This is a genomic window from Aquipseudomonas guryensis, assembly GCF_014164785.1.
Taxonomy (GTDB): Bacteria; Pseudomonadota; Gammaproteobacteria; order Pseudomonadales; family Pseudomonadaceae; genus Aquipseudomonas; species Aquipseudomonas guryensis.
The window spans coordinates 1,176,508-1,197,708 of the sequence record NZ_JACJFN010000001.1 but is presented as its reverse complement, the minus strand read 5'-3'; the positions used below and the strand labels follow the sequence as shown (position 1 = coordinate 1,197,708).

The 21,201-nt window shown below is 67.2% G+C and carries 14 protein-coding genes; 3 read left to right on the top strand and 11 right to left on the bottom strand.

The genetic code is table 11. The features are described 5' to 3' along the window. Positions 1 to 3: 3 nt before the first annotated feature. Positions 4 to 408, bottom strand: a complete 405-nt coding sequence (locus H3H45_RS05490; protein WP_182832704.1) for a GFA family protein — start codon at positions 406 to 408, stop codon at positions 4 to 6. A gap of 86 nt (positions 409 to 494) precedes the next feature. Between H3H45_RS05490 and H3H45_RS05485 the strand changes: the two genes are divergently transcribed. The 3 genes from H3H45_RS05485 to H3H45_RS05475 all read left to right on the top strand — a co-directional run bounded on the left by H3H45_RS05485 (position 495) and on the right by H3H45_RS05475 (position 3,811). After that, the gene (locus H3H45_RS05485) at positions 495 to 1,400 is read left to right on the top strand and encodes an AEC family transporter (protein ID WP_182832703.1); all 906 of its coding nucleotides are present in this window, start codon (positions 495 to 497) and stop codon (positions 1,398 to 1,400) included. 246 nt (positions 1,401 to 1,646) lie between these two features. After that, complete coding sequence (locus H3H45_RS05480) at positions 1,647 to 2,951, top strand: CitMHS family transporter (protein ID WP_182832702.1); 1,305 nt, start codon at positions 1,647 to 1,649, stop codon at positions 2,949 to 2,951. 98 nt (positions 2,952 to 3,049) lie between these two features. Continuing rightward, positions 3,050 to 3,811 (top strand): TerC family protein, encoded by a 762-nt coding sequence (locus tag H3H45_RS05475; protein ID WP_182832701.1) that lies wholly within the window; start codon positions 3,050 to 3,052, stop codon positions 3,809 to 3,811. Between the two features lie 43 nt (positions 3,812 to 3,854). On the opposite strand, the gene prfH is transcribed toward H3H45_RS05475, so the two are convergent. The 10 genes from prfH to recC all read right to left on the bottom strand — a co-directional run bounded on the left by prfH (position 3,855) and on the right by recC (position 21,133). Continuing rightward, positions 3,855 to 4,475, bottom strand: a complete 621-nt coding sequence (prfH, locus tag H3H45_RS05470) for a peptide chain release factor H (RefSeq protein ID WP_182832700.1) — start codon at positions 4,473 to 4,475, stop codon at positions 3,855 to 3,857. Then, positions 4,475 to 5,611 carry an RNA ligase RtcB family protein gene (locus H3H45_RS05465; protein WP_182832699.1) on the bottom strand — a complete coding sequence of 379 codons (1,137 nt, stop codon included), beginning with the start codon at positions 5,609 to 5,611 and terminating at the stop codon, positions 4,475 to 4,477. Before H3H45_RS05465 ends, prfH begins: the two co-directional genes overlap by 1 nt. A gap of 370 nt (positions 5,612 to 5,981) precedes the next feature. After that, a complete protein-coding gene (locus H3H45_RS05460) occupies positions 5,982 to 7,667 on the bottom strand; it encodes a phosphate ABC transporter substrate-binding/OmpA family protein (RefSeq protein WP_182832698.1) in 1,686 nt (561 codons plus the stop codon). Between the two features lie 243 nt (positions 7,668 to 7,910). Continuing rightward, positions 7,911 to 8,762: a hypothetical protein gene (locus H3H45_RS05455; protein WP_182832697.1), complete on the bottom strand. Its 852-nt coding sequence runs from the start codon at positions 8,760 to 8,762 to the stop codon at positions 7,911 to 7,913. Beyond that, positions 8,759 to 10,411, bottom strand: coding sequence for an AAA family ATPase (locus tag H3H45_RS05450; RefSeq protein WP_182832696.1), 1,653 nt, complete (start codon positions 10,409 to 10,411; stop codon positions 8,759 to 8,761). The genes H3H45_RS05455 and H3H45_RS05450 overlap by 4 nt, the downstream gene beginning before the upstream one ends. 3 nt (positions 10,412 to 10,414) lie before the next feature. Beyond that, a complete protein-coding gene (locus H3H45_RS05445; protein ID WP_182832695.1) occupies positions 10,415 to 11,167 on the bottom strand; it encodes a PspA/IM30 family protein in 753 nt (250 codons plus the stop codon). 226 nt (positions 11,168 to 11,393) lie between these two features. Next, positions 11,394 to 12,152 (bottom strand): substrate-binding periplasmic protein, encoded by a 759-nt coding sequence (locus H3H45_RS05440; RefSeq protein WP_182832694.1) that lies wholly within the window; start codon positions 12,150 to 12,152, stop codon positions 11,394 to 11,396. 74 nt (positions 12,153 to 12,226) lie between these two features. Continuing rightward, positions 12,227 to 14,047 carry an exodeoxyribonuclease V subunit alpha gene (recD, locus tag H3H45_RS05435; RefSeq protein ID WP_182832693.1) on the bottom strand — a complete coding sequence of 607 codons (1,821 nt, stop codon included), beginning with the start codon at positions 14,045 to 14,047 and terminating at the stop codon, positions 12,227 to 12,229. An 85-nt stretch (positions 14,048 to 14,132) separates the two neighbouring features. After that, complete coding sequence (locus H3H45_RS05430; RefSeq protein ID WP_182832692.1) at positions 14,133 to 17,798, bottom strand: UvrD-helicase domain-containing protein; 3,666 nt, start codon at positions 17,796 to 17,798, stop codon at positions 14,133 to 14,135. Next, positions 17,795 to 21,133, bottom strand: a complete 3,339-nt coding sequence (gene recC, locus H3H45_RS05425) for an exodeoxyribonuclease V subunit gamma (protein ID WP_182832691.1) — start codon at positions 21,131 to 21,133, stop codon at positions 17,795 to 17,797. The genes H3H45_RS05430 and recC overlap by 4 nt, the downstream gene beginning before the upstream one ends. Between the last annotated feature and the right edge of the window lie 68 nt (positions 21,134 to 21,201).

Here is a 21,201-nt window from a genome sequence, read left to right as displayed (position 1 = left end):
TCGTCAGGGGATGAACTCCTCGTCTTCTTGTGGCAACTGCGGATCCAGCTGCAGCCAAGGCAGCCGACTCTTCACCCAGATATGCCGCTCGGCCGGGGCCAGCTCCGGGTGATCCAGGCTGGCCACGGTGATATCCAGGCTATCCGGGCTCAGCGTGGTGAACAGCGTCAGGTGGCAGCCGCAGTGGCCACAGAAATAGCGTGTGCAGCTGGGCGAAGAGGCGTAAACCGCCGGCTCACCGCTGCGCCAGCGAAAGCTCTGTGCCGGCACCGTCAGCCAGGTAGTGACGATGCCACCGCTGGTGCGCCGGCAGATCGAGCAGTGGCAGTGCGCGATATCCTGCAGTGGCGCCTCGAAGGTGTAGCGCAGGTGGCCGCAATGGCAGCCGCCGCAGTAGGTATCGGTCACGGGTACTCTCCGGAAGTTTTTCACAGACCCTAGCCTGAGCGCCGGCTTTTGCCCAAGATGATGGCTCGAACGAAGCGGAAACCCCCGTGACCATCCTCATTTACAGCCTCTGGCCCCTCTTTGCCCTGATCCTCGGCGGTCTCGCCCTGCGCCGCTGGAACTTCCCAGGTGAGGCCTTCTGGCCGGCCGCCGAGCGCCTCAACTACTTCATCCTGTTCCCGGCCCTGCTGTTCAGCAGCCTGGCCACTGCGCCGCTGGACAATCCGGCGCTGCCACGCCTGGCCCTGGCCGTGCTGCTCGCTCTCGGCGGCGCCTGGCTGGGCCTGTTGCTGGTGCGCCGCCTGCGCGGCTGGCCGGCGGCACGCTTCGGTGCTTTCAGCCAGGGCATCCTGCGCTTCAACACCTACCTCGGCCTGGCCGTGGTCGGCAGCCTGCACGGCCAGACCGGTCTGGTGCTGGCGGCGCTGCTGCTGGCGCTGATGGTGCCGGCGGTAAACGTGCTGTCAGTCTGGTCGCTCACCGCCGAACAAGGCGTCAGCGTGCGCAGCCTGCTCTGGCCGATAGTGAAAAACCCGCTGATCCTTGCCTGCCTCGCCGGGATACTGGTCAACCTGGCCGGCATCGGCCTGCCCGGTGGCAGCGATCGTCTGCTCGGCTTGCTGGCCGCAGCCAGCCTGCCGCTGGGCCTGCTCTGCGTCGGTGCCGCCCTGCGCCCACAGGAACTGGCCGGAGAAAAAACCGCCCTGCTCTGCAACTGCGGCCTGCGCCTGCTCGGCATGCCTCTGCTGGCCCTGGCTGTAGCGCGTCTGCTGCAGTTGCCTGCACTGGAAAGCACGGTACTGGTGCTGTTCTTCGCCCTGCCCACGGCACCCACCGCCTATGTGCTGACCCGCCAGCTGGGTGGCGACAGCCAACTGATGGCGGGGCTAATCACCCTGCAAACCCTGTTGTCCGGGCTCAGCCTGTTCGTCGTGCTGGCCCTGCTGCGCTGAACGGTACGCTAGCGAAAGCCCGCTGAAAGCTTAGCCCCTTAGCATCGCCCCACTACCGGCACAGACCGGTTCGTCCGGCTGCGCGTCTACACGCAGCAGCCGGCCAACCCCGACAACAACAAGATGGGTGATTGCCATGCCTCGTTCCTGCCGCCACTCTGGCCGCTCCACGCCTGCCCTCCGCTCGCCGCACGCCGCGCGCTGATCCCAGCGCCACTCGCCCAGCCCCCGACCGGAGATACTCCCATGCTGACTATTCTCGGCTTCGCCATGGTCATGACCTTCATGTACCTGATCATGAGCAAGCGCCTGTCCGCCCTGATCGCCCTGATCATCATCCCCATCGCCTTCGCCCTGATCGGCGGCTTCGCCAGCGGCATCGGCCCGATGATGCTCGAAGGCATCGGCAAGCTCGCCCCGACCGGGGTGATGCTGATGTTCGCCATCCTCTACTTCGCCCTGATGATCGACTCCGGCCTGTTCGACCCGGCCGTGCGCGCCATCCTGCGCCTGGTCAAGGGCGACCCGCTCAAGGTGTCCATGGGTACCGCCGCCCTGGCGCTGATCGTCTCCCTCGACGGCGATGGCGCCACCACCTACATGATCTGCGTGGCCGCCATGCTGCCGCTGTACAGCCGCCTGGGCATGAGCCCGCTGATCATGGCCGGGCTGATCATCCTCGCCGGCGGGATCATGAACATGACCCCCTGGGGCGGGCCCACCGCCCGCGCTGCCAGTGCCCTGCAGGTCGATCCGTCAGACATCTTCGTGCCGATGATCCCGGCCATGCTGGTTGGCTGCCTCGCCCTGTTCGGTGTCGCCTGGGTCTACGGCAAGCGCGAGCGTGCGCGACTCGGCGTGCTGCACCTGCCGGACGATGCCACGCAGCACGCCGAGATCAGCGTGTCGCAGTACCCCGAGGCGCGCCGGCCCAAGCTGCTGTGGATCAACGGCGCGCTGACCGCGACCCTGATGGCCACCCTGATCGCCGGCCTGCTGCCGCTGCCGGTGCTGTTCATGATCGCCTTCAGCATCGCCATGATCATCAACTATCCCTGCCTGCAGCAGCAGAAGGAGCGCATCGCCGCTCACGCCGGCAATGTCCTGGCGGTGGTCGGGCTGATCTTCGCCGCCGGCATCTTCACCGGCATCCTGTCCGGTACCGGCATGGTCGAGGCCATGTCGAAGAGCCTGCTCGACGTCATCCCGCCGTCGATGGGGCCGTACCTGGCGGTGATCACTGCGCTGGTGAGCATGCCGTTCACCTTCTTCATGTCCAACGACGCTTTTTATTACGGGGTGTTACCGGTTCTTGCCGAGGCGGCCAGCCATTACGGCATCAGCCCGGTGGAAATGGCCCGCGCCTCGATCGTCGGCCAGCCGGTGCACCTGCTCAGCCCGCTGGTGCCCTCCACCTACTTACTCGTGGGTTTGGTGAAGATAGAATTCGGCGACCACCAGCGTTTCACCCTCAAGTGGGCGGTGCTGATCTGCCTGGCCATCCTCCTGGCCGCCCTGCTGCTGGGGGTATTCCCGCTGTTCAGCGGATGAATGCCAACACAGCCGGAAATTTCCCCTAAAGCCAGCTAGAATCGCGCCGCCTAGCCGGCGATAACGCCGCCCGACTCGTTAAATAGCAAGGAACTGATATGGAATGGTTAACCAGCCCGGAAATCTGGGTTGCTTTCCTCACCCTGACTGCCCTGGAGATCGTCCTCGGCATCGACAACATCATCATGATCGCCATCCTGGTCGGCCGCATGCCGCCGCACATGCAGGCGCGCACCCGCCTGTTCGGCCTGGCCCTGGCGATGATCACCCGCATCGCCCTGCTGCTGTCGATCACCTGGATCATGCGCCTGACCAGCGACCTGTTCGAACTGTTCGGCCAGGGCATCTCCGGACGCGACCTGATCCTGTTCTTCGGCGGCCTGTTCCTCCTGTGGAAGAGCAGTACCGAGATGTATCACAGCCTGGAAGGCGAGGATGAAACCGAGCAGACGCCGGGCAATACCGCCGCGCGCAACTTCATCGGCACCATCATCCAGATCGCCATCATCGATATCGTCTTCAGCCTCGACTCGGTGATCACCGCTGTCGGTATGGTCGACCATGTACCGGTAATGGTCGCCGCGATCATCGTCGCCGTGCTGGTGATGATGCTGGCCGCTGGCACCATCAGCGACTTCATCGACAAGCACCCGTCGCTGAAGATGCTGGCCTTGGCGTTCCTCACCGTGGTCGGCACCGTGCTGATCGCTGAAGCCTTCGAAATCCACGTGCCGAAAGGCTATGTGTACTTCGCCATGGCCTTCTCCCTGGGCGTGGAAGCGCTCAATATCCGCATGCGCACCGCACGCGGACGCAAGGAAGACCCGGTCAAGCTGCGCAAGGATATTCCGGGCGAGTAAGCCGGGATTGCGCAAAGAAAACGGGGCCATACGGCCCCGTTTTTTATTGCGCTGATTCGGCGAAGCGCTCACCGCGGAAGGTACGCCGCGGGTTGCCACGCTCTAGCCGATGGTGGAGCAAACGTCGCTCGGCACGCAGCTGCTCGTTGGCCTCCTCGGCACATTCGGCCAGGCGCAGGGCAATCAGCAGCAGGGCCAGACGCTTGTTGGCATGCTGGCTGCGCTCGCTCTGCACCTTAACGCTGATGCCGCTGGCCAGGTGCGTGGCACGCACCGCCGAATCGGTGGTGTTGACGTGCTGGCCCCCCGGGCCGGACGAGCGCAGCGTCTCGAAGCGGACCTCGCTCTCCAGGCTGGCCGACGGCGCGGCAAAGCGCGCCCCGCCGAAGAACCAGTTCTTGCGCCCGTGGCTCGGCCGGTAACTGCTGGCACAGATCCACAGCAGCGAACCGCTCCAGGCCTCGGCCAGCACCTCGGCGCCCTCACCCTGCAGCGCCACAAGCACGGAGCGCAAGGTGCCTCGCGACACCCCGGCTTCCTCTTCCAGCACACGTACCTCGACCCGCACCGCCTCGGCTTCCGCCAGCAGCCGACGCAACGCCTTGGCCACCGCCAGTGCACATTCCTCGGGGCCCTGGCCCGCCGACAATTGCAGGAGGATCATCAGCAGCACCCTCCTCGCGTCTTGTAGGTCAGCACCGGCTTCAGCCGTGCCAGTACCCGCACCAGCCCAGCTTCACGCAGGGCGCCGACCACCGAATCGATAGCCTTGTAGGCCTCCGGCGCCTCCTCGTAGATCAACGCCCGGTCGGCGCAGATCACCCTGCTGCCCAGCGCCGTGCGAGCCAGCTGCTCGACGCTGTAGCGCGACGCCAGGCGATCCTTGCACTCGCTGCGCATCCATTTGCGCCCGGCCCCGTGGGCCAGGGACAGCAGGTTGCGCTCGTCGGCAAGCGGCTCGACCAAGTAGCTGAAGTCGCCGCGCGAACCAGGGATCACCATCACCCCCTGGTCCGATGGCGTGGCGCCCTTGCGGTGCAGCCAGCCATCGCGACCGTCGATGCGCGCCGGCGACACCAGGTTGTGGTTGACGTCCAGCACCGGCTCGCCGTCGGCACGCAGGCGCTCCAGCATGCGTCGGGCGATCAGCTGGCGGTTGGCCTCGGCAAAACGCAGGGCGCCGTCGTGGCGCGCGAGATAATGTGTGCAGGCCTCGCTGCCAGCCTCCAGCCCGGCATGGCCAAACAGGTCGACCTGCTCGCGCAGGATCGCCTCGCCCAGCCCGCGCGAGCCACTATGCACCAGCAGAAGCAGGCGGTTGCGGGCGATGCCAAGCCGCTCCAGCGCGGCATCGTCATAGCTCAGGTCGAGCTGCTGCAGCTCGGCGAAGTGGTTGCCGCCGCCGATGGTGCCCAGCGAGCGCTCGTGACCGCAGGCTGGCAGGCCGAAGGCGGCAATCGCCTCGGCCCAGTCCTCGTCGAGCGGCGCATCGAGGCTGCCCAGGCGCTTCTCCAGCTTGTCCAGGTGCAGCTTGGCCGTCGGTATGTCGGTACGCCACAGCGCCATGCCGCAGCCGATGTCGTTGCCGACCAGCGCCGGGTACAGACGGCCGATGGAAAAGAACGCCGCACCGACCGGATAGCCGCGCCCCGGGTGCAGGTCCGGCATGCCGGCCACCCGTTGCATGCCCGGCAGGCGAGCGGTGGTTTCGAGTTGTTGGATCGCTTTTCCTTCAATCCAGGTGTCGTCCGCGGCGATCAATACGACGCCGTCAGACAGATTACGGATGCAATTGCCCATGGTCCAATCCCTATGGGTGGAAACGAAAATGTTGGGAGTGGCAGGACCGGGCCGGGTGAAGCGCGCCGCAGCGAAAGCGGCGGATAGAATCAGACCAGACGCGACCTGCAAAGGGTGATCAGCTGCTGCATGATGTGCCTCCTTTGCTGTCGGTTGAGGGAAGAAGGCGCGCATCCTAGGCCTAAGCCGCGCGCCGCGCAATCCCCGCGTCTGCTTCGGCAGGGCCAACTGCAGCCGCTTCTTCGCGCGGACCAGCAGGCAACAGCGGCCTGCTCGTCGTATCCAGCACAATGAAAAACACCGGCAATGCGCCGGTGTTTTTTCTCTATTCGTGCGGCGCTGGCTGCAGGCCAGGCACCGCCTCAGCCCGTCACTCCAGGGTGAACCACTGCACCTCGACGCGGCGGTTCTGCTCGCTGTCCTGGCCGATCGGTTCTTCCCAGCCGCGGCCTACCAGTTCGATGCGGTCGTCGGCGATACCGGGGTGGCGGGCCAGCAGGGCTTCCTTGACCGCCAGGGTGCGCTGGCGCGACAGCTCCATGGCCTTCAGTGCCATGCTCTTGACCAGCGCCGGACCGCCCTGGCGCTCGAAGTCGGCGACCATGGCGTTGTCCACGTGGCCGCGCAGCAAAACGATGGAGCCGGGGCTGACCTGGAGGAACTTCTTGATAGTGTCCAGGTAGTCCTGGTTGGCCTTGGCCTGCTTGTCCAGCGCGGCCGAGTTGGCTTCGAAGAAGAAGCGGATGTCCTTGCTCAGCAGCGCGTCGCCTTCCAGGGCCACCTTGCCGCTGGTGCGGATCGGCGCGATGGAGATGCTCTGGCCCTTGAACTGACCACCGGCATCCAGCGCCTTGAGGTGCTGCACATTGGCAAAACGCGCCGGGTCGGCCGGGTTCTTGATCAACGCGCCGTAGGCCAGCACCGAGGACTGGAAGATGCCCTGGAAAGAGCCGGCCGAGTCGATGCTGCCGTCGAAGAAGGCGAGGTTCTCCGGCAGGTTGCTCAGGTGCACCTTGCTCAGCTCGTCGAGGGTTTCCTGCTGGGTCCAGCCGAACGCCTGGGCGACCACGCCAGCATGGGTCTGCGGGTCGTCACGCAGTAGGCGGTTGCCTTCCAGCAGGCCGTGGACCAGGCCCTTGACCTTGTCTGGATGGGCCGTGGCAAAGCCCTTGTTGACCACCAGGATGTCGGCGACCACCAGCAGGTTGCGGTTGGACACCAGCATCTTCGCCGCACCCGCAGACTCGGCGACTACTTCGTCGGTACGCGGCGACCAGCCGACGCAGCCGTTCAGCCGGCCATTGCCGCTCAGCTCGGCGGCGTAGGCATCGCAAGCGATGAAGGCATCCTCGTAGAACACCAGGCCCAGTTCGTTGGGTGCCGGGCGGCTTTCCAGATCGCGCAGCACCTTGACCGGCACACCGGCCTCGGAGGCCAGGTAGCGAATGAAGAACTCACTCTCGTTGAACTGGCTGGCGCCGAGCACCTTGCCCTTGAGCTGGTTGATGCTGGCGATATCGCTGTCCACCACCACCTGGTCGGCGCCGCGGGAGAAGGCGATTTGCGCCGGCACCGTGACCTCGAACTGGCGGCCGAGCACGGCCAGCACATCGGCAGTGGTCGCCACGGCGGCCATCTGGCCGTTGTTCAGCGCCGACCATTCCTCGCTCTCGCCCTTGTTCAGGCGTACCTGGAAGCCGTACTGCTTGGCGAAGATCGACTCCGGGTTGGGCGCCAGGCCACCGTTGGCGACGATCAGGCCGCCATAGCCGGCGTACTCGCTCATATCGATGTCGATGATGTTGTTCTTCATCTCATAGGGCGCGGCCGACTGCAGCACCGGCGTGCCGATCACCGGTTCGGCCGGCTCGGGCACTGCCACGCCGCCACCGAGACTGCTCGGCAGGCTGCTCAGCGGGCTGTCGCCGCCCTGCTTGAGCATGTCCTTGCTGACCAGCCAGCCGCCGAGGCCGAGCAGGCCAAGCACCAGCACGATGGTCAGCAGCTTGCCGGCGGCATTGCCGCGTTGGCGCTGGCGGAACGAGGTTAAATACATGACGCGTCTCCCTGTCAGTTGCGAGCTCAAGGCCCGCCATTCAGTGTGCAAATCTTCGCGGTGGAGCTCAGAACTGGTCTCGGGCTTCGAAAACTCCCCTCTCACACTTGTGGGAGAGGGGCTGGGGGAGAGGGCGTGAACCCACTAACCATCTCCCCAACCCTCTCTCGTAAACGGGAGAGGGGGCAAAAAGCGCGCCTACCCATTCAAAGCCGTGTATCGGGCAGGCAATGTCCAGCCTATTCAGTGTTTGACGGCTTCCCTGGCGGCTGGCTTGCCACCCTCCTGCAGCACATAGCGCGGCAGGCTCTGTTGTTCGTTGAGTTCGAGCACGCCGAGCAGGTCGCGCTGGTCGTTGAGCCAGCGGCTGGCCTCGTTGAACGAGGAGGTCAGGGCGTTCAGCGCCGTGCCGATCTGCTCCTCGTCGGTGGCCAGCAGGGTCTGCTCGCGGATCAGGGCGATCTGCTGGTCGATGCGCGCCAGCTCGGCGTCCACATGCTCCTTGCGCCGCAACCCTTCGGCATGCGCGGCTTGGCGCGCGTCGATCACCTGTTTCTGCTGCTCCAGACTGCGCCGTAGCTCGTCACCCAGATCGCTGGCGGCCAGGCGCTGGTCGATCTGCTCTTCCTGGCGCTGCAGTTCGGCGCTGTCAGCGGCGGCAGTGTCGACCACCACGCTGAGCGCCTGCCCGGCCACCAGCAGGCGCAGGTTGAGCCATACCAGCTGCTCCAGGCTGTCGGCATGCGAAGCCATCAGCGGCGAACGGGAAAGCAGTTGCAGCACCTCGCGGGCGCGGCCTTCGATGCGCTGCTGGCGCTGGCGCTGGCTGTCGCCAAGCAGGGCCAGGGTGTTTTCGTAGCGCTGCTCGGCCGGATCGACCCGTACTTCGCCGGCATCCACCGCGTTGCGAAAGCGCTTGCTGCTGGCCAGCAGGCCCAGGTAGGCCAGCTCCAGGCCGGCGCCAAGCACCCAGAAGCCGGGGCTGATGAACGCGCCGAGCAGGCCGACGGCAGCCAGCGCCAGCCAGTTCGGCGGCAGCGGCATGCCCAGCGGGCGGGCATTGAAGGCAGACCACAGATAACGCCCGACACTCATGGACTGACGCTCTCCTGGGCAAGATGGCGCAAGGGCTCGGGCACGAAAGCCACGTCGGTGGCCTCGCGGATGGCCAGGATCATCTGCTGGCGCAGCACCTGCTCGGCGACCGGCGGCTGGTAGCCCTGCAGGCACTGCTTGAGCGCAGCCAGGGCTGACAGCTTGCTGGTGCGCACCTGGCGGTAGACCTTCACCACCAGTGCCTCGGCGGCGCCGGGGGTAAGCAGCAGCGGCAGGTCGAGCTTGACCAGTTCGGCCAGCTCCAGCTTGAGGTCGAAGCGCTTGAGCAGCGCCTTGAGCAGCGCCGCGCTTTCCTCGACGGTGGTGCTCGGCAGCAGCGGGATCTTCACGTCGACCCGGCCGGGGCGCTTGAGATCGACCTCGATCAGGTCCGGACGCGAGGAGGCAAGAATCCAGATCACCTTGCCGCGGTTGTCGGCGTCGCCCATCTCCTGGGCGATCATCGAATAGATGCGCCCGGACAGGCCGCTGTCGCCGCTGCCGCCGTCGCGCTTGCCGAGGGTCTGGTCAGCTTCGTCGATGAACACGATGCAGCGCCCGAGACCACGGATCAGGCGGAAGATCTTCTCCAGGTTGCCTTCACTGGAACCGACCCAGCGGTCGCGGAAATTCTTCAGCTTGACCACCGGCACCCCGGCCTCGCCGGCCAGGCACTCGACCAGGTAGGTCTTGCCGGTGCCCACCGGGCCGCAAAAGATGTAGCCCTTGGGCAAGGCGCGCAGATCACTGGCCTGCCACAGCGCCATGTCCTGGCGCAGCCAGGTCTTCAGCGCATCCTGGGCGTGATAGTCGTCGAGGGTGCGCTCGGACTCGATGAATTCGACCAGGCCGGCGCTGTCGGCTTCGACCAGCTCCTTTTTCGCTTCGACCCAGTCCTGCGCACCGAGCACCTTGCCCTGATGGGCACGGCGCTTGACCAGGCTGGCCAGGGCGCTGAGGCTGACCCCAGCCAGGGTTTGCACCGCGCCGGAGTCTTCGCTGGGAAAAGCCTTGGGGTGATCGACCTGCAGCTGCGCCAGGCACTGCTGCAGGCTGGCGGCGTCCGGCAGCGGCACCTGCACCCGGTCGATACGCGGGTTGTTGGCCACCAGCGGGTGCAGGTCGTTGAGGTTGTCGGCCAGCAGCAGGCTGGCGAAGGCCATGTCGCAGAACGGCGGTTCGGCGGCCCAGTCACGCACCAGGCTGGCCAGGCTGGCGGTGGCGAAATCGCCCTGCAGGCTAGCAGGCAACACCAGCTCGGCGCCGCGCAAAATCACCGCCACATGCTCGCTGTCGCCACGGCCGAGGGCATGCAGATTGGCGCGGTAGCGCAGGTAGCGGCTGATCAGCTCCACCGCCTCGCGCGGGTCATGCGGCCAGGGCTGGATCTGCGCCGCCGCTGGCCATTCGGCGAAACGCTCGCCGCCGCGCAACAGGCTCAGGCCATTGCCCGGGTCGTAGAGAAAGACGATGTCGAAGGCGGCGAGCAGCTTGGCGTCCAGGTAACGGGTCAGGCTGACCAGGCGACCGTCCAGGGGGAAGCGGTCGGCAACGTTGCCGTACAGCACGAACTGGCCATGGGCGCCGCTTTCATAGGCCAGGCGCAGTTCGTCGAGCCAGTTGTTGGGTACTTCCTGTGCCCCACTCATGGCTTACTGGCTTTCCGACTGAGGATTGCCGCCCATGCTGCGATTGGCCTCGGGGGCCGCGCTGGCTTCGGCGCCAGGCAGGGCGATGCCTTCCTTGGCCGCGAACTCGGCCAGGGCCTGGTCGGCGAGAGCGTCCATCTCGGCTTCCTTGAGGTTCACTTCGCTCATGTCCATCGAGTCGCGGGCCATGCGCGCGCGGCCGGCGGCCTTGGTGCGTTCTTCCTCGACCATCTCGTGCAGGCGGTTGAGGGTATCGCCGGAGCCGCCGATGGTGCTGACCATGCCGGCGGCCATCTCGTTCATCTCGGCCATGGCGGTCTTCATGCGCATGTCGTTGATCGCGCCCTTGAGCGCCTCGATCTTGCTGCGCGCGGCGTTCACCGCCACTTCGCGGGCCTTGGTCAGGTTCTGGTAGGTCTCTTCGGCCTGGGCCAACTGGCGGCGGTTCTCTTCCAGCTCACGGGCCAGGCTCTGCAGGCGCAGGGCGTTCTGTGCGGCGGCGGATTTGTTGCCGGCACGCAGGTGCGCGGTGGTGCGCGCGTGCAGCTCGCGCTCCTCGGCTTCCTGCTTGCGCACCTGGCTCATCAGGCGCTCGGCCAGGCCGGCGTGGGCGGCCAGGCCCTGGTTGAAGTTGGCGATCTGCTTGCGCAGGTTCTCCTGCTCCAGTTCCAGCAAGGCTTCCGGGTTCTGGCGCTCCAGGTCCTTGATGAACAGGGAGAGGATGCCTTTGAAGACATTGGCGAGGCGGCTGAACATGTACAACTCCTTGCGATCTGCGTGCAATCCATCGTGCACCGGCGCCACGGCCGGCAGGGCTTGGCGCATTCTTCGCGAGCGGGCGGGCAGATGCAACCGGGGCAGGCGAGTTTAGCCAAGCGACCTGTCGACACTTGGCGACAAGTCACGTCCTATTGGGATAACTGGATCTATGCCGCTAGAGCGGCTGCTTGCCCAGACAAGCCGAGGACAGGCCAAATACCGGTCACGGCCCGGTCTGCGCGTTCAGGTAGTTGATAACCAATTGTTCGTACTGGTTGCTCGTGCGCAGCGACGCCAAGCCACGGTTGAACAAGGCGATAAGCTTCTCGGCTCGAGGGTGCTGGCGAGACACCAGAAGGTGCAGGCTGGTCGAGGGGAAGGTGCTCTGTGAGCGGTGGAACTGGCTAGGCGAAGCGCCTGCCTGACTCAGCGCGCCCGCACCGATCATGCCATCGGCAACAAAGACATCATCGCGGTTGAGCAACAGCAGACGAGCACACTGGGGCAGCCCTATCGGGGAGTGACGCGTCAGCAAGCCCTGCTCAATCATCTGCTCAATCGCAGCCGGCAATTGCCAACCCAGGGGGTAGCACAAACGTTTACCGGTCAACGCGGCCAGGTCACTGACTTCGTAGACTTCGCCTGCGCGACTGAACAGGTGTTGTTCGATCACTGCCAGGGGTTCGCTATACAGATAGTTCTGTCCACGCTCATCCGTGTAGACATAGGGAAAGGTGGCGTCGTATTCAGCCTTGAGGGTCATTTGCATGCCGCGGTTCCAGGGGTGCCACTCCAGCTCGATTTTAACCTCGACCTGAGCCAGCGCGGCCTGCACCACCTGTGTCAGCAACCCACCCCCGGACAACTGCTGGCCGGTGAACGGCGCGTAATCGTCACCGGTTACTAAACGCATGGTTTCGGCGGATGCCAGTGCCGGGCGGCACAGACAGGCAAGCAGCAAACACAGCACAACTCCACGCATGCGCCTTCCTTAACCTAGCAAACCAAGGCCGAGCTGAGCGGGATTACCCGCCCGGTATTCAAGGTACTACCAGCTTAGCCAAACAAGTCCAACTGTCCCTGAGCCGGTGATACACCAGGTTGCACCTCCTGCATCCCCAGGCGCTCGGCCAATCCCGCCGCGCGCTCGGCCTTGGTGTTCACCGCCTCGCTCAGACGCGCCGGCAGGCCCCAGATTTCCACCTTGTGCTTGGCGCGGGTGATGCCGGTGTAGAACAGCGCGCGGGTCAACAGCGGGCTGGGCAGTTCCGGCAGGGCCAACAGCACTTCGCTGAATTCCGAGCCCTGGCTCTTGTGCACGGTCATGGCGAAGGCGCTGTCGTGGCTGGGCAGGCGCGCCGGGGCGAAGGCACGGTAGCCATCCTCGCCTTCAAAATAGACGCGCAGGCCATACTCGCCGTGCAGGCACAGGCCGATATCGCCGTTGAACAGGCCCAGCGCATAGTCGTTCTGCCGCACCATCACCGCACGACCGGGGTACCAGCGCTCGCGCTCGGCCAGGCTGTAACGGCGCTTGATCCGCGTCTCCAGCGCCTCGTTGAGGCCGCTGACGCCCCATGGCCCTTCACGCTGGGCGGTGAGGGCGCGGAAGGCGTTGAAGGCGGCGAAGGCCTGGGCCGGATCGCCGGTACGCGCGGCCTGCAGGTAGGGGCGATATCCCTGGTCCAGACGTTCGAGCAGGGTGGCGGGGGTCGGCTGCGCCTGCCAGTGCAGGTCGGCGCGCTGTTCCCTGAGCAGATTCAGCGTGCCGGCGGCATCGCCGCCATTGATCCGCCGCGCCAGCTCGCCGATGCCGCTGTCGCCAGCGAAACGGTGGCTGTGAGTCAGCAGCACCACGGCGTCGCCCAGCCTGGAGCGCGGCGGCTCGACCGGCACGCTTTGCCCGGTGATGCGCTGCAGCTCGGTCACCGCCTCGGCATCGAAACCACGGCCCTCGCACAGTTCGGCGAATACCGCGCCAGCTTCCACGGCGGCGAGCTGATCCTTGTCGCCGAGCAGGATCAGTCGCGCATGGGGCGGCAGGGCATCGACCAGCTTGGCCATCAACGCCAGGTCGACCATCGAGGCTTCGTCGACCACCAGCACGTCCAGCGCCAGCGGCCGCGCCGCATTATGACGCACTTTGGGCGTATCGCCACGGCTGCCTAGCAGGCGGTGCAGGGTGCGCGCCTCTTCCGGCAGGGCGGCCTTGATCGCCTCGCTGACCGGCAGCGCCGCCTTGGCATTGCGGATCGCCTCGGCCATGCGTGCCGCCGCCTTGCCCGTCGGCGCGGCCAGGCCGATGGCCAGCTGGGCGCCGCCCGGTTGTTCGAGCAAGGCGGCAAGCAGGCGTACGACTGTGGTGGTCTTGCCGGTGCCGGGGCCGCCGGAGATCACCGCCAACTTGCGGCGCACCGCCTGGGCGGCGGCCAGGCGCTGCCAGTCGGGTTGCTGCTGGTTGAAAGCGAACAGGCGCGCCAGGCTTTCCGTCAGCACTGCTTCGTCGACCTCTGGCAGGTCGCCGGCGCGAGCCAGCAGCTGGCTGGCCAGCTGGCTTTCGTAGGCTTGATAGCGGGCCAGATACAGGCGCGAACCGTCAAGAATCAGCGGGGCGAAATCGCCGGGTGCACCGACCAGGGTTGAGACTTCCAGCTGCTTACGCCACTCAGCCAGGGCGGGTAGGACAAAGGCGAATTCCGGCCAGGGTCGCTGCCCGGCCAGGCGCGCCAACGGCAGGCACACATCACCCTTGCCCAGCGCCTCGCAGCAAAGCGCGGCGGCGGCCAACACGCTATCAGGCGCAGTGGCATCCAGACGGCGCAGGCTGTCGACCAGCGCCCGTTCCAGCGGGCCAAATGGCAGATCCAACAGACTCATCGTAGCCACCCCAGACCAGCCGTAGCCCGGATGCAATCCGGGTGCGGAATTCCCCGGATTGCATCCGGGCTACGCGTACGCCGCATCACTGGCCCTCCGCAAACAGACGATCCAGCGCATCCAGCAGCGCATCGCTGGGCCGGGCGAAGTACACGCCGGCCTGGGGCATGCCGCGCAGGAACAGGTAGTAGGCACCGCCCAGCTGCTCGTCGTGGAAGTCGGCCAGGCGCTGACGGAGGAAACGCCGCAGCGCCACCAGGTAGATCAGGTACTGCAGGTAGTAATGCTCGCCGGCCAGGGCCTGCAGCAGGCGCTCGCCGCCATAGTGGCTGGCGTCCGGGCCGAGCCAGTTGGACTTGTAATCGAGGATGTACCAGCGCCCGTCGTGCTCGAAGGTCAGGTCGATGAAGCCCTTGAGGAAGCCCTTGAGGCTGTCGAACTCCAGGCGTTCGGCAGCCTGGCGCAGCGGCTCGGCCAGACCCATGGCCGGGTCGACCAGAATCGCGCGCAAGCGCTGCACGTCGAGGTCGGCCACCGGGAAGGTGAAGCCCAGCTCGGGCAGACGCCGCGCCGCCTGCAGACTGGCCAGGGTCAGGCCGCTGCCGTCCAGGTCGCTGTCGAGCACCTGCTGCAGATGGGCGCTGGCGATGGCCGTCCACAGCTCGGCGTTGATGCCATGGGCGCTCAGCGCCGGCTCGACCAGTTCGGCCAACGGCGCCTTGCCGCGCGCCCAGTCTTCGAGAATGGCGTGCAGGCAGGTACCGGCGCGCGCGCCACGGGGGAAGGCGAAGAAGCCGCTGCCGGGCTCGCTGGCTGCGGACATGACCAGGCCGTCGCGATCCGGTGCCTCCATATGCATGCCGGCGGCCAGGCCGGAGAAGCTGCCGATGCGCCAGGCGCTGTGCAGGCTGCGCTGGAAGTGCTGCAACTGGGCCGGCGGCGCGGCGCGCTGTTCGCCAGCGGCATTGGCCTCGCGATTGAGCAACGGCACGCGGGCGATCATCCCGGCGCTGCCCTCGGCCAGTTGGTCCAGCTCGCCAGCCAGGGCGCTGGCGGATTTGTCGTTGAGGTGACCGGCAAGCTCGGCGAGGGCATCCTCGCCGCCCAGCTCACGGCCGTGTAGCAGCCAGGCCAGAGCGCTGCTGTGCAGGCCTTCGTCAGGCAGGCCACCATCCTTCTTCGGCTTGGGCACGGCGACCGGGCCCCAGTGCAGCCACAGGCGGTGCTCGGCACGGGTCAGGGCGACGTAGGCCAGGCGCAGCTTCTCGGCGAATACTTCGCGCCGGGCCGTCTGCAGTCGTTCGGCGAGACGCGCGCTGCCCAGGTCGAGCAGTGGCTGGCCGTGTTCGTCATGGCAACGGGCGCTGTCGGTGTGCTGGCCGAGCAGGCGGCCGTCCCACAGGAAGGGGCAGAACACCAGCGGGTATTCCAGACCCTTGGAAGTGTGGATGGTGACGATCTGCACCCGCTCGGCATCGCTTTCCAGGCGCAGCAGGGCATCCTCGCCGGCGCCCTCGCTGCCGCGCTGGCCGTTGAACCAGGCGAGCAGGGCCTCCAGGCCGGGACGTTGCAGGCTCTCGGTCTGCAGCAGCTCGGCCAGGTGCAGCAGGTTGGTCAGCCGACGCTCACCGTCGATGCCGGCCAGCAGGCGTTCGGCTACCTGTTCCTGATCCAGCCAGGTTCTGAACACCCGCATGAAACCGTGCTGCTGCCACAGCTGGTGGTACTGCTCGGCGTCGGCACGTTCCTTGTCCCAGGCCCGTTCATCGTCCTGGCAGCGCGCCAGCTGCGCGGCATCGCGGCCGAGCAGGCGGCTGGCCAGGGCATAGCGCAGCACGCCCTCGCGGCCCGGCTCGGCGTAAGCGGCCAGCACCGCAGCCAGCTCGGCGGCTTCTTCGCTGTGCCACACGCTGTCGCGGCCACGCCGTACGCTGGGCACGCCACGGGCCGCCAGCTGCTCGGCGATGCTCGCCGCCTCGCGGTGGCTGGCGACCAGCACGGCGATATCGCCGCCCCTGAGCGGGGTGCGCTGTCCGTCCTTGTCGAAATAGGCCGTGCCCTCGCCACTAGCGGCCAGCAAGCCAGCAATGCGCTGGGCGGTGTCGATGGCGGCGATCTCGCCGGCGCGGCCCTTGTTCAGGCCGTCGTCGCCCAGCCAGACCAGCGCCAGTGGCACGCCGTTGGCTTCGTTCGGCAGCACCAGATCTGCCCGCGATTTTTTCCCGGCGCTGACCGGCGGGTAGTCCAGGCCCTGTTCGGCGAACGGTTGCGGACGGTCGAAAAGGCGGTTCAGCGCATCGATCAACTGTGGCGTGGAGCGGTAGTTGAACGGCAGGTCGTAGCGCCGCGCGGCCGCATCGCGGGCAGTGAGGTAGGTGGCCAGGTCGGCGCCACGGAAGGCATAGATGGCCTGCTTGGGGTCGCCGACGAAACACAGGTCACCACCCGGGCTACTGCGCGACTCGCTGGCGGCGTCAGTTTCTCGCTCAGACCTCGCCGTACCGCTTGTACTCTCTCGGTCTTCGCTCGAAGCCTTCCTTGCCAGCGAGCCGCTCGCTACGCCCGGCACTACCGGATAGATGCGATCGAAGATCTGGTACTGCACCGGATCGGTGTCCTGAAATTCGTCGATCAGCGCCAGCGGGTACTGGGTGCGCAGGGTCGCGGCCAGGTCGGCGCCGGCCGGGCCGCTCAAGGCCTCGTTCAGGCGATTGAGCAGGTCGTCGAAGGCCAGCAGGCGCTGCGCCGCCTTGCGCGCCGGCAATTCGGCGTTGAGCTTGTCGAGCAGTTCGACCTGCAGGGCGATCAGGCGCTGGCGGCCGACCGGCACGGCAGCACCAAGCGCTTCGCTCAATAGATCGAAGGCCTCGGCCAGGGCGCCCTGCGGTGCGTCGAAGCCCTTCTTGGTAGCCTTGTGCAGTGCCGCCGCGCCGAACTTGGCCAGGCCATCGGGCTGCTCGAACAACGCCGCCGGGTCGGCGAAATAGGCGTCCAGCTCGGCCGCCCACACCGGCAATTTGGCTAGTTTGTGGGTGCTCTGGCTCAGCCCGCCATGCTCGCGCAGCATCGCGACGAAGGCCGCACCCTGTTCGCGCCACAGCTGTTCGGCACGCTCCCAGGCAGTACTGGCGGCGTTCAGCTCATCACCGCTCAAGGTCTCGCGCGGCTCGATACGTAGATAAGGTTTGCCCAGGTGGCTGCGCAGGGCCTGGCGCAGGGTAGCCGGGGTGATCTTCTGCTTGGCCAGGAAGCGCGCCCAGGCCGGGTCGGCCGCCGCCAGCACATGGCGCCAGGCATCGGCGAGCAGGGCGTCGAGCACCTCGCGGTCGTCCTGGGTCAGCTCGCTGTCGAAGTCGCCGCCGGCCTCGAACGCGGCATCCTGCAGGGCGCGCTGGCAGAAGCCGTGGATGGTGAAGATGGCCGCCTCGTCGAAACCATGCACGGCCAGCAGCAGGCGGCGGCGCGCCTCCTCGCCGGGATGGCGGCTGTGCAGCTCGCTAAGGAAGGGATCGTTGCTCGGCGTGCCTTCATAGACCGCCAGCAACTCGGCCAGACGCGCACGGATGCGCTCGCGCAGCTCGGCGGTGGCGGCGGTGGTGTAGGTGACCACCAGGATCTGGCTGACGCTGAGTTGCTGCTCCAGCAGCAGGCGCGCGTACAGCGCGGTCAGGGTCCAGGTCTTGCCGGTACCGGCGCTGGCCTCGATCAGCGAGCGGCCAGTGAAGGAGGAAGTCTGCAGGTCGAGGCTCATGCGTCGTCCTCGTCGGCGGCCAGGGCCAGCAACGCCGGGCCGAGCAGTTGTTCGGCCAGTTGTTCGAAGCGCTCGCCGAGCGGTTCGCGCTCGCGGAAGGCCAGGGCGTTCCAGGGGTCGAGGGCTTCGCCGGGGATCGGGCTGAAGTCGGCGCCAAGCCAGGCGCTTTGTGCATTGGCCCGCGCCGCGTCGATGGGTTCCTTCTTGCTGCGCGCGCTGGGGGTGACCAGCGCCTTGGCGAATTCGTAGCTGCTGCGCGGCAGGAACGGCAGCGGCGCGCTGAGGGATTCGCGGTAGGCGGCGAGCCAGGGTTCGAGCAGTTCGCGCGGGTTGGCCAGGGCGCCGAGCTGCCAGTCGCCGGCCGGCGAGACCAGCAGGCTGTCGCGGGCGATGCCCTCGCTGGCGGCGACGTTGAGCAGCAGGTGGCGCAGCCAGAAGCCGGGCAGGTCCCAGGCGCTCGGCGCATTTAGGCGCCAGTCGAACAGGCCACTGGAAGTCACCCCGTCCAGCCAGCCATGCAGGCGCACGCCGGACAGGCTGATATCCACCAGCAACGGTTGCGGCGCGTCCTCGGGCCGCGCCTCGAACAGCCGTGGAGCGAAGGCGCGCACCGGGCCGCGCAGCTTGCCCCACAGGGCGTGGCCCAGCTCACCGGTGGGCAGCCAGCCGGCGGCGCGGGCGATGCGCCGTTCCTGTTGTTCAGTCCAGTCGCGCTCCACCGCCTGCAGGGCCAGGTGGCGCAGGCCGCGACGGGCCGGGCCTTCAAGGGCGAACGGCTCGTCCGCGGCGATGGCTTCCTCGGCATCGGCCAGGCGCAGGCCCAGGCGTTGTTCGAGGAGGAAGCGCGCCGGATTGCGGAAGCACAGCAGCAGCTGTGCCGGCTCGATGGTCAGCCAGTCCTCGCCCGGCTCCGGCAGCTGGGTGATGAACGGCGGCGGGGTCAGCAGCGGCGCCTCGGCCAGGCGCTGGGCGGCGCGGAACCAGGAACTGACGAAGCCCAGTTGCTGGCCGGCTTGCTGGAAGTTGCCAGGGGCGAAGGGCTGTAGCGGATGGGCGACGGTGATTGCAGCGCTGGCTTTCTGCTCCTGTAGGAGCGAGCTTGCTCGCAATGTTTCGGAGTTGCCGGGATCGCGAGCAAGCTCGCTCCTACGGAAAGCGACGGCGGTGAGGTCGACGGCTTCGAGCAATTCGCTGACCAGCACCGAGGGCGGCAGCACGGCGTTGTCGCGCGGGTCGCGGCCGACGTAGCTGAGGTACAGGCCGTCGCGCGCCGAGAGCAGGGTTTCCAGCAGCAGGTAGCGGTCGTCCAGGCGCCGCGCGCGGTCGCCACGGCGGGGCTTGTGGCTGATCAGGTCGAAGCCGGCCGCCGGCGTGCGCCGTGGCAGGGCGCCGTCGTCCAGGCCGAGCAGGCAGACCAGGCGAAACGGCAGGCTGCGCATCGGCACCATGGTGCAGAAGGTCACCGCGCCGGTGAGAAAGCCAGAGGCACCGCCACCGGCTTCCAGCGCCGTGCCCAGTTGCTGGCGCACCAGGGCCAGCTCCAGCGGCCGGGCGATGCCGGCATCCGCGGCCTGGCGGGCGAGGGCGGCGCAGGCCTGGCTGAGCAGGAGCAGGGTGTCGCCGGCTTCGCGCTCGTCGAACAGGCTGTCGATCAGCGCCTGCAGATCCAGCGCCCAGTCCGCCAGCGGACGTGGACGCTGCAGGCTCTCGGCCAGGCCGGCGAGTTTGCCGACGAAGGCGCACAGGCGGCCGAGCAGCTGACCACGCGCGCCTTCCAGGGCATCCAGCGGCAGGCTGTCGCCAAGTAGGGGAATACCATCGCCGGCCAGTTGTGGCGGCGCGGCGAAACCCAGCAGCAGGCGGTCGAGGCCCTGGGCCCAGGTGAAGGCGTTGTCCTCCGGCAGGCCGAGAGCGGCATGGTGGCCGGCATCGCGGCCCCAGCGCACGCCGGCGTCGCGCAGCCAGTCGCGCAGCAGCGGCAGGTCTTCCTGCTCGATGCCGGCGCGGCGGGCGATGGCCGGCTGCTCCAGCCAGGCGAGGATTTCCTCGGCGGCGAAGCGGCTCTCGGGCAGGACGAGCAGGTCGATAAAAGCTTCCAGCAGCGGCAGCTCGGCACGCAGGCTGCGGTCGGCCAGGCTGAAGGGGATGCGCGGTGCGCCTTCGCGCGGGGCGAAGACCGCCTCGATGTAGGGCGCGTAACGCTCGATATCCGGGGTCAGCACCACCACCTGATCCGGGGTCAGGCTGGGTTCGGCGGCAAAGCGGGCGAGCAGCTGGTCATGCAGGATTTCCACTTCGCGCAGCGGCGAGTGGGCGATATGCAGCTCCAGCGAGCGATCGTCTGCGCGCAGCTCGATACGCTCGTCCGCACTACGCGTTCTGAGCCGCAGGATATCGTGCTGCAGGGCGTGCAGCAGGCTGTCATCCACCAGGTCGGCGTCTTCCGAATACAGCCCGGTTTCCTGCCCGCCCTCGGCCGAGGCCAGGCTGAACAGGCTGTCGAAGAAGTCGCGCCCCTGCTTGCCGAGGCTGGCCAGCAGCGGGTGGCCGACGTCGAGATACCACTCGTCCGGGCTCAGCTCCGGCTGCTTGGCTAGCTCGCGGATATCACGGATCTCGCCCCAGGCCTCGCGGCACGGGTTGAGCGCAAAGATCACCACCTCGGTATGCCGCGCCAGGCCTTCGAGCACGCGCAAGTGATGAGGCGGCAAGCTGCTGATGCCGAACACCAGCAGGCGCTCGGGCAGACCGGCAATCGGCGTGTTGTCGTACAGGCGCTGCAGCAGATCATCGAGCAGGCGTGCCCGGTGCGGGTGGCCATCGGCGGTCAGCTCGCGCCAGAGCAGAGCCTGCCAAGCTTCATCGGCGCCGAGGTCACATAGCTCGCCACGCTCCCAGGCAGCCAGCCAGTCGTCGCGATACAGCAGGTACTGGTCGAACACGTCGGCGATGCGCGTGGCCAGGGACAGCCGGCGGCGCTCGTCGCCGCCTTCCAGATAACGCGCCAGGCGCGGCGCACGCTCGAGATTGGCCGGCTCGCACAGCCAGTCATACAGGCGCCAGCTCAGGGTCAGCGGAGTGAAGGCGGACTGCTCCGGCAACTGACCGAGCACCAGCCGCGACAGCTCCCAGACGAAAGCCGAGGGCAACTGCACCTCCAGCTGCATGGCGATGCCCTGTTCGCGCGCCAGCTGCAGGGTCAGCCAGCGGCCGATGCCCTGGCTCGGCACCACCACCCGCGCCGGGGCGAAGAGGTCGCGTTGCGGCTGGGCGAGCAGGCGCGTGGCCAGGGCGCCAAGGGTTTCCAGGTCGGGGGCGTGGAAGAGGTTGAGCATGGGCTGCCGGGCAGTTTGCAAAGAGCGTCAGGTTACCAGCAAGGGGCCAAGGCCGGCACGGCGAAAGC